The organism is Parendozoicomonas sp. Alg238-R29 (assembly GCF_947331445.1).
Lineage (GTDB): Bacteria > Pseudomonadota > Gammaproteobacteria > Pseudomonadales > Endozoicomonadaceae > Sansalvadorimonas.
Window position 1 is genome coordinate 48,283 of the sequence record NZ_CAMZOG010000017.1, and the last position, 12,687, is coordinate 60,969.

At 48.0% G+C, this 12,687-nt stretch carries 10 protein-coding genes; 5 read left to right on the forward strand and 5 right to left on the reverse strand.

Annotated features, from left to right (window positions below):
- Positions 1–105: 105 nt before the first annotated feature.
- Both QMA35_RS06515 and QMA35_RS06520 read right to left on the reverse strand, forming a co-directional pair.
- Positions 106–1,563 (reverse strand): aminoacyl-histidine dipeptidase, encoded by a 1,458-nt coding sequence (locus QMA35_RS06515; protein WP_281646330.1) that lies wholly within the window; start codon positions 1,561–1,563, stop codon positions 106–108.
- A 100-nt stretch (positions 1,564–1,663) separates the two neighbouring features.
- Positions 1,664–2,458, reverse strand: coding sequence for an MOSC N-terminal beta barrel domain-containing protein (locus QMA35_RS06520; RefSeq protein ID WP_281646331.1), 795 nt, complete (start codon positions 2,456–2,458; stop codon positions 1,664–1,666).
- Between the two features lie 75 nt (positions 2,459–2,533).
- Here QMA35_RS06520 and QMA35_RS06525 point away from each other — a divergent pair, with 75 nt between their 5' ends.
- The 3 genes from QMA35_RS06525 (at position 2,534) to QMA35_RS06535 (ending at position 7,535) form a co-directional block, all read left to right on the forward strand.
- Positions 2,534–2,968 (forward strand): DUF1499 domain-containing protein, encoded by a 435-nt coding sequence (locus QMA35_RS06525; RefSeq protein WP_281646332.1) that lies wholly within the window; start codon positions 2,534–2,536, stop codon positions 2,966–2,968.
- 414 nt (positions 2,969–3,382) lie between these two features.
- The gene (locus QMA35_RS06530) at positions 3,383–4,462 is read left to right on the forward strand and encodes an efflux RND transporter periplasmic adaptor subunit (RefSeq protein ID WP_281646333.1); all 1,080 of its coding nucleotides are present in this window, start codon (positions 3,383–3,385) and stop codon (positions 4,460–4,462) included.
- A 4-nt stretch (positions 4,463–4,466) separates the two neighbouring features.
- Positions 4,467–7,535, forward strand: coding sequence for a MexW/MexI family multidrug efflux RND transporter permease subunit (locus tag QMA35_RS06535; RefSeq protein WP_281646334.1), 3,069 nt, complete (start codon positions 4,467–4,469; stop codon positions 7,533–7,535).
- 45 nt (positions 7,536–7,580) lie between these two features.
- On the opposite strand, the gene ggt is transcribed toward QMA35_RS06535, so the two are convergent.
- The 3 genes from ggt to QMA35_RS06550 all read right to left on the reverse strand — a co-directional run bounded on the left by ggt (position 7,581) and on the right by QMA35_RS06550 (position 10,695).
- A complete protein-coding gene (gene ggt / locus QMA35_RS06540; protein ID WP_281646335.1) occupies positions 7,581–9,272 on the reverse strand; it encodes a gamma-glutamyltransferase in 1,692 nt (563 codons plus the stop codon).
- A gap of 156 nt (positions 9,273–9,428) precedes the next feature.
- Positions 9,429–10,124 carry an SGNH/GDSL hydrolase family protein gene (locus tag QMA35_RS06545; RefSeq protein ID WP_281646336.1) on the reverse strand — a complete coding sequence of 232 codons (696 nt, stop codon included), beginning with the start codon at positions 10,122–10,124 and terminating at the stop codon, positions 9,429–9,431.
- A gap of 100 nt (positions 10,125–10,224) precedes the next feature.
- Complete coding sequence (locus QMA35_RS06550; protein ID WP_281646337.1) at positions 10,225–10,695, reverse strand: DUF3465 domain-containing protein; 471 nt, start codon at positions 10,693–10,695, stop codon at positions 10,225–10,227.
- A 109-nt stretch (positions 10,696–10,804) separates the two neighbouring features.
- Between QMA35_RS06550 and QMA35_RS06555 the strand changes: the two genes are divergently transcribed.
- The gene (locus QMA35_RS06555) at positions 10,805–11,290 is read left to right on the forward strand and encodes a DUF4442 domain-containing protein (protein WP_281646338.1); all 486 of its coding nucleotides are present in this window, start codon (positions 10,805–10,807) and stop codon (positions 11,288–11,290) included.
- 127 nt (positions 11,291–11,417) lie between these two features.
- The gene (locus QMA35_RS06560; protein WP_281646339.1) at positions 11,418–12,611 is read left to right on the forward strand and encodes an alanine--glyoxylate aminotransferase family protein; all 1,194 of its coding nucleotides are present in this window, start codon (positions 11,418–11,420) and stop codon (positions 12,609–12,611) included.
- Positions 12,612–12,687: the final 76 nt, after the last annotated feature.

Genomic DNA, 12,687 nt, shown 5'->3' on the forward strand with positions numbered 1-12,687 from the left:
CTTCGTTCAGGTTAGTACGATCAATTTATTCTGAGGCAAAATTGTGGGGAAATAATAAGCCGACAAAAATGCCGGCTTATTAAGTCGCACGAAAGCTGGTAGAAATTATTCTGCGACAGGTACCCGAGCCAGAGCTTCGCTCAGCAGACTCCAGAACTTCTCAACACTGTTGATTTCTACTTTCTCATCAGGGGAGTGAGGGAAGCAGATGGTTGGGCCAATGGAGAGCATATCCCACTCAGGATACTTGCTACCCAGAAGACCACACTCCAGACCAGCGTGAATAACCTTCACTTCCGGAATTTTGCCATATAAAGAGTTGTAGGTTTCTTTCATGGACGCAAGGATCGCGGAATCCATGTTTGGCTGCCAGCCTGGGAACTGACCTTCCAGACGCGCTTCCATACCCGCCAGACGCATCAGACCAATCAGGCGTTCACCTATTTCGGAAGTTGCGCTATCCACCAGAGAACGGGCAAAGCAATGCACGCCAATCTTGCCTTCGGATACAGTCATGATGGCGAAGTTGTTGGACGTTTCTACAACCCCTTCCACGCTTTCGCTCATACGGTCAACACCGTTAGGCATAGCGTGGAACAAATCCAGCCACTTCTGCTGGTCAGCTTGAGCCATCACCTTTTCGCCAGCGTCAGCGGCATTGGCAGTGATGATAATACCGCCATCAGTTTCCGCCAGGATGTTACGGGAGATGGACAATTGCTCATCAACGATTGCAGCAACCTCTTCAGCTTTATCAGCAGGTGCGGCAACAACAGCAAAAGCTTCACGAGGAATAGCGTTGGACAGGCTGCCACCATTGATGCTGGCAACACGAACACCAGCAGTCTGCAGAGCTTTCAGCAGATTGACCATGATTTTGTTTGCATTGCCACGCTGCAGATGGATATCGCAACCGGAGTGACCACCTTTCAGGCCTTTCACTTCCAGGCTCAACCAGTTCACACCAGCTTCGGCAGACTCTTCGGTGTAGGTAGCTTCAGCAATAGCATCAACACCACCGGCACAACCAACATATAGTTCGCCTTCTTCTTCGGTATCCAGGTTCAGCAGAATTTTTCCCTGCAACCAACCAGACTTCAGTTCTTCTGCGCCGACCATGGAACGTTCTTCATCAATGGTAAACAGGGCTTCAACCGGGCCGTGTTGCAGTTCTTTGTCTTCCAGAACAGCCAGAGCCGCTGCCATACCAATACCATTGTCAGCACCCAGAGTGGTACCACGAGCCTTCACCCATTCACCATCAACATAAGCCTGGATAGGATCTTTGCTGAAATCGTGTTCGGTATCAGCATTTTTCTGAGGCACCATATCCAGGTGACCCTGCAGAACTACACCAACACGATTTTCAAAACCAGGAGTGGCAGGCTTGCGGATAACCACGTTACCAGCTTCGTCGGTTTCAGCTTTCAGCCCATGCTTTTCGGCAAACCCGAGAACGTACTGACGCACAGCGTCTTCTTCGCCGGAAGGATGTGGAATGTTGCAGATATTCTGGAAATGGGTCCAGAGAGCAGCCGGTTTCAGGTTGAGAAGATCAGACATTGGACAATCCTTCTACAAATTTGCGGCATTTATACAACCTGCATTACAACATTCCACATAGGGATATACCGCAATCCAGAGATAACAGAAATATATCCCGCTATTCCAGAATTTCTACGGACATTCCTTTAGAAATCCCCCCCGTGCCGTGATGAATCATGTTCTGTCCAAAAATTACTTTATTATTGAGACGACGATATTTCGCCAATGTTCTCAGGGGTTCCGGGGATTTCTCTGCTGTTTCTGTATCAACGGTGGTCATGACACAACGGGTACACAGTTTTACACCGGAAAATTCTATGTCACCAATGCGGATACGCTTCCAGTTATCTTCCGCATGGGGTTCACAACCCTTGATCACAATGTTTGGGCGAAAGCGTTTCATAGGAATTGTGTCGTCAAGCTTACTGTTCAATAACTCCAGAGAGGCTTCGGATATCACCAGAAATGGAAAGCCATCAGCAAAACTCGTCCGCACACCTTCCTCAGCATATGCGCGATCAACCTGCCGGAAAGTGGAATCCGGCATATAAACCAAACGACAAGGTTTACCAATCACTTCACTGCACCAACTGGCAGCGTCTTCGCCAGCATCCCATGCATCACAGGTATCATCCCAAACGGTTGCCTGAACGATAGAACGACTTCCAGGTACAACGACTTCAATTCTGTTCATATCCGGGTGACTGAGAGAGATACCACCAACTATGGGCAGACAGATAATTTTAACCATTTGGGGGTGGGTGCGCTGACTGACAAAAATTCCGGTTTTGCTATCAACAACAACCCAGCGACGATCTCCGGCAAAACCAAAACTATCGACATTCCAGCTGTCTGCGGTAAGCTGGCGGCAGGACTTCATGGGATAAACGGCGAGTTCTGATACTGTCAGCATTTTTCTCTTCTTTTGATTTTTCAGGCAAAGTCGCACCTGCAAATAACATACTATTCAACAATAAAAGGCAGTCTTATGTTTCAGCGTTCAAAGCATGCCAAAGGCTTCATCGGGGCAACTCTTCTCTCATGCTCTCTCACTGCAACTGTTTCAGCAGAAGACATCGTGTCTATGACCTGCCCAGGCAGCCCAAATTGTGTTAGTAGTCAGGTACAGGGTGACCATTTTATCGCCCCATTAGATTTCCAAGGGCAGGATACAGCAACCATTCGTGATCGTCTGTTAGCCTGGCTGGAGCATTCTCCCAGAACAGTCATCACTCAAAGTGATGGAAACATAATTAAGGCGAAATTCAGTTCCCGAATGATGGGATTTGTTGATGATTTGACATTGATCATTCAACCGAGCGGAACAGTTGATGTGCGTTCTGCCTCCAGAACCGGCTACTACGATTTCAAGGTTAACCGGAAGCGTGTCGAAGCTCTTCGCATATACTTTCAAAACCAATAATATTTTTCGCCCCATTAATACGGGGCGCATATCCTGACCCTTGTCTACCTTAACAAGCATTTACTGAATGATTGGAATAGAGACAAATGTCGAAAGACCTTTCCCCTTTGCAGGCAGCAGAAAGCCTTTCTCCACTTATTCGAGCGTCTCGTCTTAAGGCGGAAAAGGCGTCTTTCTCTGTCATCATCTTACATAATGGCATGAACTGCATTACAAACATTGCGAATTTTGCTCGCAGGTTTGTGAGATTTTCAATGACTGAGAATCCCAGCAAAACTTGCTAAAGCTGCTTCTTTACCACAGCCACCAAAAACCAACAAGTGACGTAACAAAACCAGTACAAACGCCTAATTCATTACGATATAGTCACTGCGCATTCAGAACGGATAAACCGTTTGCCAAGGAATAAACCCAATGATGAAAAAAATGCTGTTGATGCTGTTTTGCACAGTAGCTTTGTTCGGAGCCTTTTTTGGTCTCAAGTTGTTTATGAATGATCAGATGGCCAAGGGCATGGCCGGTTATGTTCCTCCACCAACTGTTATCGAACCTGCTACTGCCAACAGCGAAACCTGGTACCCCTACCTGAGCTCTATTGGCACCTTGAGTGCACGACAGGGTGTTGATATTCGCTCGGAAGTTGCCGGCGTCATCAGCAAGGTTCACTTTGAATCAGGTCAGGAAATTTCAGAAAGCGCCCTGCTGGCACAACTTGATGATGATACTGAACGGGCAAATTTGAAAAGTTTTCAGGCTCGTCAGAAGCTGGCGAAACTGACCTGGACCCGTGACAAATCCCTGATTGAACGAAAAGCTATTTCCCAGACAGAGTTTGATCAGGCATCAGCCAATCTGGATGAAGCGACGGCAGCCGTAGAACAAACCCGTGCGACCCTGCGTAAAAAGAAAATCACCGCTCCTTTTTCTGGCCGGATTGGTATACGACAGGCTGAGCCCGGCGATTATCTGAAAGAAGGCGATATTCTTGCCACTTTGCAGAATATTAACCAGCTCTATGTTGATTTTGCCATGCCGGAACAGGATTACCCAGACCTGTATATCGGCCAGTCTGTTCGCTTCTCAGTTCAAGCCTATCCAGATAAAGAGTTTGATGCTGTAGTTGACGCCATCAACGCCAAGATCAACAGCAACACTCGCAATATTGAAGTCCGGGCCATGATGGATAACAGCATGGGAGAATTGGTTCCCGGTATGTTTGCTGACATCAAGGTAATGGCCGAAAAACCGAAGAGTGTTATTACCCTGCCACGAACCGCTATTACCTACTCCCTGTATGGCGATTCTGTGTACTTGATTACAGGTGACAAGCCAGAAAACCTGACCGTAAAACTGACACAGGTAACTACCGGCGATATTCAGGGCAACCGGGTAGAAATTGTTTCCGGATTGCAAGCTAACGACAGAGTCGCTGCATCTGGCCAGCTTAAACTGCGCAACGGTGCACGAGTCACCATTAAGTCCGCCGGGGAGTAAGCAGATGACATTTACTGATCTGTTTATACGCCGGCCGGTCCTGGCAACGGTCGTCAGTCTACTTATTGTTCTGATTGGACTGCAGGCTTTTCAGAAACTGCCTGTGCGGGAATATCCTTCACTCGAAGATGCCATAGTAACTGTTACGACGTCCTATCCTGGCGCCAGTGCAGAGTTGATTCAGGGTTTTATTACCACGCCTGTACAACAAGCTATCGCCAGCGCTGAAGGCATTGATTATCTGAGTTCCTCAAGTAACCAGAACCTCTCCACAGTCACAGCTCACCTGCGATTGGGTTACAGTGCTGATAAAGCACTGACGGAGATCATGTCCAAAGTGAACCAGGTTCGCAGTCAGCTTCCCGCTGAATCGGACGACCCGGTGATCACCAAAGGTGACAACCGTGGTAGTGCCCTGCTCTATCTGAGTTTCTACAGCGACACCATGAGCAGTGAGCAGGTTACTGATTACCTCACTCGCGTAATCCAGCCACAATTATCCACCATTGAAGGTGTGGGGTCGGCTGAAATTCTGGGGGCAAAAACCTTCGCTATGCGTATCTGGCTTGACCCGATCCGCATGAGTGCCTTTGAGGTCACAGCAGCTGATATTAATAATGCTCTGTTAAGCAGTAACGTTCAGTCAGCTGCTGGCCAGACCCGCGGTGAACTGGTTGTTTCCAATATCAATGCCCAAACCGATCTTTCTACGGTCAAAGATTTCTCCCGCATTGTGGTGAAAACAACCGATGAAACTCTGATTCGCCTGGAAGATGTGGCAGACATCAAGCTGGAGGCGGAAAACTTTGACAGTTTTGTTGCCTTTAACGGCAAGCCCTCGACTTACGTGGGTGTCTCTGCAACACCATCCGCCAATCCGCTGGATGTCATTGATCGTGTCCGTGTTCATTTACCTGATATGAAAAGCCAGCTCCCAAGTGGCTTGGAGGCCGACATTGTTTATGACGCGACAAAGTTCATCCAGGAGTCCATCGACGAAGTTGTACAAACCCTGATTGAAGCAACACTGATCGTTATTGCTGTTGTTTTCCTTTTCCTGGGGTCTTGGCGCACAGTGATTATTCCTGTTGTGGCCATTCCACTGTCCATGATCGGCGTGCTGTTTGTTATGCAAATGTTGGGCTATTCCATCAATCTGCTGACTTTGCTTGCCATGGTTTTAGCCATTGGACTGGTTGTTGATGACGCTATTGTGGTGGTGGAGAATATTCATCGTCATATCGAAGAAGGGAAATCGCCTTTAGATGCCTCACTTCTGGGAGCGAGGGAGATAGCCCTACCGGTTATCGCCATGACCATTACTCTGGCAGCGGTATACGCGCCTATCGGGTTTATGGAAGGATTGACCGGTGCACTGTTCCGGGAGTTCGCCTTTACCCTGGCAGGCTCTGTATTAGTGTCCGGAGTTGTAGCTCTAACTCTGTCGCCAATGATGTGTTCAAAGTTGATGCAACCAGCCAACAATGAAAGTGCATTTACTCACTGGTTGGATAAAAAGTTCAATGGTCTCAAAGATCGCTACAAAAACCGCTTAACCCATTCGCTGGAAACACGAACAGTGACACTGGTTTTTGCGCTGATTGTACTGGCCACCATTCCTCCCATGTTTATGGAATCCAAAAAGGAACTGGCACCAGCAGAAGACAGTGGGCTGGTATTCATCCTGTCCAAGTCACCTCAGTACGCCAATATTGATTACATGAACAAGTACACCGGCGAGATGGAAGAGATATTCAGAAAGTTCCCTGAATATCAGCAATCTTTCCTGATCAATGGTGACGGCAGCCCTAATGTTGGTTTTGCCGGTATGGTGCTGAAGCCCTGGAGTGAACGCGGGCGCAGTGTGTTCGAAGTTCAAAAGGATCTGCAGAATAATGATCTGAGCCAGATCACTGGCATCAGTACCTTCTCCTTTATCATGCCCTCACTGCCCGGCGCCGGAGGCGGCCTGCCCGTTGAGTTCATTCTCAACACTACCAGCGATTACAGCACTCTGGTTGATGTCGCTAATCAGCTGGTTGGCAAAGCGATGCAGTCAGGTATGTTCATGTTTGTTGAAAGCGAGCTGCGATTTAACAAGCCGGAAACAGAAATTCTGATCGATCGGGACAAAGCCGCCATTCTTGGCGTCAGCATGAGCGATATCGGCACAACCCTATCTACCATGCTGGGTAATGGTGACCTGAACCGTTTCAGTATTGACGGGCGCAGTTACAAGGTTATCCCTCAGGCTAATCAGGAGTTCCGCCTGAATAAAGAGTGGCTGGGGCGTTACTATGTACGCTCCCTGAGTGGTGAATTGGTGCCACTGTCGGCGATTATTACTCTGAAGAGTGAAACCCGCCCCAACCAGTTGACCCAGTTCCAACAGCTGAATTCTACCAAGATTCAAGGCATGCTGTTACCGGGTGTTAGTCTGGGTGAAGCACTGACCTTCCTTCAGCAGCAAACCAAAGAACTGGCTCCGGAAGGTTTCGGTACCGACTATGAAGGCACATCACGGCAATATATGAAGGAAGGCAACGCTCTGTTGTTTACCTTCGCGATTTCCATGGTGGTTATCTTCCTGGTACTGGCTGCTCAGTTTGAAAGTTTCCGTGACCCTCTGGTGGTGATGCTCACCGTTCCCATGTCTATCTGCGGAGCTTTGATTCCGCTGATGATGGGAATGCTGTTCCAGTTTGGCCTGGGAATTAATGTTTCCATGAACATTTATACCCAGATTGGTTTGGTCACTCTGATTGGCTTAATTTCCAAACACGGCATTCTGATTGTGGAATTCGCTAACCAGCTTCAGGAACAGGGAATGAGCATGAAGGATGCCATTCTGGAAGCAGCTGCCCTGCGTCTGCGACCAATCCTGATGACAACTGCCGCAACTGTTCTGGGTATCACTCCCCTGTTGCTGGCAACCGGTGCTGGCGCAGTCAGTCGCTTTAATATTGGACTGGTTATTACCGCAGGTATGACTATCGGTACTCTGTTCACTCTGTTCGTAATTCCGGTCATGTATACCTACATTGCCCGTGACCATCAAAAGCAGAGCGCTTAACTCTTTCGCAGATAATATTTCGCCATCCATTAGGGTGGCGAAATATTAATAACCTTCCACTTTACCGTCCTTCCTCCTCTCAGTAGCTCCGTAGTATCCCCCGGCTTTCTCATCAAACCAAATAGCTTGATAACCACCAAAGCCAAAGTCACTCTCTTTCACTTTATGTCCACGAAGCTCCAGATCCTCAGCGGTACTTGGCGAGAAACCTGGTTCAATCATGACTTTGCCTCCACCTTCTGTATAAGCATTATGCTTGCCTGTGGGCTCAGAAGAACCATCGTGCCTCCAACGCGGGTTATCACCGGCTTCCTGCAGATTCATGCCCAAATCAATAAGATTAACCAGTACTTGAACATGCCCCTGAGGCTGCATGGCACCGCCCATCAGGCCAAAACTCATCAGCGGTTTTCTGTTCTTAGTCATAAAGGCAGGAATAATCGTATGAAAAGGCCGCTTTCTTGGTGCATAAACATTGGCATGGTCAGGATCCATAGAGAATAACTGCCCACGATCCTGAAAGGTAAACCCAAGCCCAGGAACGACCACACCAGAACCCATGCCCCGGTAGTTACTTTGTATCAGCGATACCATATTGCCTTCACTATCTGCAGTCGTGATATAAACAGTGTCCCCCTTGTAGAGATAAGGATTTCCAGCATCGATACGCTGAGCCGCATGGTCGCCAATAAGCCCTCGGCGACTACGAGCATAATCTTTCGACAACAATCCTTTTATAGGCAGTTTTCTAAAATAAGTGTCTGCATAAAATCGGGCACGGTCTTCGAACGCCAGCTTTTTCGCTTCAATCATCAGGTGCAGAAGTTCACCGCTATCACGCTCCATAGCGCTGAGATCATAGCCTTCAAGAATATTAAGCATCTGGAGCACGGTAATACCCTGCCCATTGGGAGGCAGCTCCCAGATATCAAAACCTCTATAGTTGGTTGATACTGGCTCTACCCACTCTGATCGAAACGCGGCTAAATCTGAGAAGCGCAGGAACCCACCTTCTTTGCGCATAAACTCATCAATCTGCTTGGCGATGCTTCCCTTATAGAAAGCATCACGCCCTTTATCGGCGATAATCTGGTAAGTTCGGGCAAGGTCAGGGTTCCGGAATATTTCTCCGGCCTTAGGGGCTTTACCATTGATGGTGAATGTATCAACAAAGGAACCGGGTTGGCCTGTTAACCAATACACTCCCCACCACCAATGTTTGGCAATCACCGGAGTAACAGGGAAACCTTCTTTGGCATAATGGATAGCGGGGGCCAGAATATCTGCCATAGACAGGCTTCCAAATCGGCTATGTAGTTCAAACCAACCATCAACCGCTCCCGGCACTGTAATGGGCAGCATCCCGAATGGAGGAATATCATCACGATTTAACCGTTTTAATTCACTTTGCAGTTTATGAAAACTGAGTTCGGAAGGGGCATAACCACTGGCGTTGAGCCCATAAAGCTTCTTGTCTTTCGCACTCCAGACAATCGCAAACAGATCTCCTCCTATACCGCTACCCGTTGGTTCCATAAGACCTAACGCCGCATTAACAGCAATTGCAGCATCAATGGCATTGCCGCCTTTCTTTAAAATATCCAGCCCTATATCAACGGCAAGAGGTTCGCTGGTAGCCACCATACCGTTGGGGGAAAAGACCCCGGAGGGGACGGTTTTATGAATATCGAATGACTCTGCCTTATCCTCAGCCAGTGATTGTGATGACAAGGTCATTAACATGATTCCTATAACGCCATTCAAAACTTGAACACAAGTCGTCCTGACAAATCCAATGCATCCGTGCATGGTTATGCTCTCTAGGAAGGTTTATAGAAAAGATTAGAGCAGCCTCTTACTCCTGCCAGTCAGCGGTTAAGATAAACAAGTTGATCAATTCCTATTTGCACAAATTCTCATAGCTATACTCTCTCCCCAGGCCTTATAACCATTAGAATTGGGGTGATAACCATCTTCAGCCATAAGCCCACTGGCTGACTCAAAATCCAGCTGTACATGTGTCCAACTATTTTTCCCACATTCCTTTTTTAGATAATGATTAAGCAAGCTTGAACGCAAACCCAGCAACCAACTTAACGGAGCTGGCAAAAGCGGGAATTTATCCATGGGAGGGATAGCAGTAAAGAAAACTTGCGTGTTACTTCCGGCAAATTTATGAACACAGGCGTTGAGGCGCTTTAACCACTTAGCCTTACTGGTAAATTTCGTTGTATCGTTAACACCAAAGGTGATTACCAGAATATCGGGGTGACTGACGGCTGAGTGGAAAGAAAGCGCATCAAATATAGTCGCGCCATTCTGCCCCAGTGCCTGCCAGTCAAACTTCGAACCAGTTTGTTTTTCCAAAGTTTTAACAATACTGGCGGTCAGCCCATCTTCTATTTTGTCCGCCCCAACCCCTGCCACGGTACTTTCGCCAATATGCAATAAAGAGCGATCTCCTGTTCCCAGATAGTATCTCGCCCCTATAGCTTCCGGTAAACGCAGAGCATTACGTTTGGCATAATGCCCCTGAAACAAGACAATGAATGCAACACATACAACGATTAGTGACAGGGCAAATAACATGTTCAGATTATTTTTATCATTTGAATGGGAGTTTTCTTGCCTCAGTGTACAGCGATGTATGAACTGCCCATAACTTTCATTTCATCCTGACCTGTAATGGCTACTTATAAACTTTACCGTTATGCACTAACCAACCACCCTCATGGCGACCACGTGGATCATGGTGAGTCCAGTGAATCACACCACCTTTTTTATTCCATTCATATTCACCGTAGAACTCAACCTTATCGCCAGCTTTGAGCGTATTAATGCGTGGCGCAAGATCAATATTGTGAGCAACCAATAGGGTTTGTCCGGTTGCCATGCGGAGTAAAAATCGCTGGTGCCTACTGCCTTTTAAATCATCCGGTAGAACCTTAATAACCCGACCCAAGCCACCAACCTGCAGATTGCTCTGTTTGTGTTCGAAAGCGTTTGCGAGAGCCTTATCCCCTGATAATGGGTCAACGGTAAGTGCATTTTCAAATGTCTGGTCAGCTTGAAGGCTATTCTCCAGGCATCCAAAGATACCCATCCCAATAAAACAAAGAACAATCAACGCCTTGATTTTAGAACTCGATAAATTGGCCATAGTGACATACATCCTCATGCGACAAACAGTTGCCCTCCCATGTAACCAAAGGTAACCTGCGCCCGCAAACTATAAGAATCATAAGTAATAACAATTCCGAGGAGCTCCCATGGCCAATCGCATGAGCCGCGCCGTTAATATGCTCAATAAAGCCCCTGAAGGCATGCGGGTATGGCTGGTCAGCAAGTTGCTGGGTAAAGCAGTGAAGCTGGTAGGAACCACTAAAATCCGTATTGAAGAACTGACTGGAAGCAGCAGTACCATCGTTATTCGCAACCTGAAACGCAACCAGAATCATATCGGCAGCGTGCACGCCTGTGGCATGGCGCTGGCAGCCGAGTCTGCAACGGGGCTGATGGTGGGTATGAATGTACCGGACTCTCGTGTTCCTGTGATAAAAAGCATGAATGTGCAGTTCGTAAAACGTTCATCCGGTGATATCACCGCCAAAGCCTGGCTCACCGATGAACAGATCCAAATGATTCGTGACACCGAGAAAGGTGAACTCGTTGTTCCCTGCACAGTGACTGATACGAATAATGTAGAACCCATCAAAGTTGAAATGGTGTGGGCCTGGACACCAAAACGTCGCTGATAGATTGTTTTTTCCTGCTGCGCCGTAGATCCCTCTCTGCGGCTGGCAGTCCTTCCGTCTCAAGGTTATTATCGTGGCTTCGGCAAATGCCTATTCGGCATAAACCTAATCAACAGCCCGAGCACACATGACCAGTATCACTCCGCCATCTGTTACATCGCTGCACAAAATTTTGCCTGACGAGCCTCTTCTGTTAATGGGAGCAGGGCCCGTTCCTGTACCCCCAAGAGTGGCGGCGGCAAATTCGATGGTTATTAATCATCTTGGCAGTACCATGGCGAAAGTGTTGGAGCAGGTAAAAGTCATGGCACGTTATGTGTTCCAGACTAACTGTGGACACTTAATGGGCGTCGCTGGCCCCGGCTCAGCCGCTATGGAAATGGCAATTACCAACCTGGTCTGGCCCGGCTCCAATGTTCTGAGTATTACCAATGGTTTTTTCAGCGCCCGCTTAGGGGAGATGGCTGAACGGGTTGGTGCGGACGTTACGGAATATCAGGTTCCGGAGTGCGAAGGTGTTGACCCGGATGAAATAAAGAAAGTTCTGCAATCCGGCCGTTTTGATGTAATCACTCTGGTTCAGGGCGAAACCTCTCATACCGTCTGGAATAAAGAACTTAAGGACATCTGCACTCTCGCCCATGAACATGGTGCATTAGTGATTGTGGATGCTGTATGCACCCTCAGTACTATGCCACTGGAAATGGATAAATGGGGCGTCGATGCCATTATTACCGGCGGCCAGAAAGGCCTTTCCTCTATTCCCGGCGTATCTCTGATTGCCTTTTCTGATAAAGCCTGGGAACGCATTGAAAGCCGGGACTGCCCAATGCCTCACTGGTGCCTTGATGCCCGACTGGCCGTACAGTTCTGGAATAAAAAAGGGTATCACTACACTGCACCGGTTTCAGGCCTGCTGGCTCTCCATGAAGCTTTGCATCTAATCTGTGAAGAAAGCCTTGAAGGACGAATTCTGCGCCATAAGCGTTGTTCAAGAGCTTTGCAAAATGCCATTGAAGCTATGGGTCTTGGACTTTATGTGCCGGAACCAGCCCGCCTGCCTTCTGTGATTGGCATAAACCTTCCTGCTGGCATTATTGGTAAAGAACTGCTGGAGCACATCTCTGCTGTTCACCGGGTCGAAATTGCCGGTTCTTTTGGCCCGGACATTGTCCGTATTGGCCAGATGGGTGAGCAGTGCCGTTCCCATCACCTGTTCCGAACAGTTCATGCTTTAGGGTCAAGTATGCAGTCTTTGGGAGCCAGAATGGATGTGCCTGCCGGCGTGGCTGAGTTGGAACGGTCGCTCAATCAATCATAAGTTCCCCAAGGGTGTTCTCAATTTACTACTGTCCGGTTAAGCATAAACCAGCTCCAGACTCCCCTGATTCTGGAGT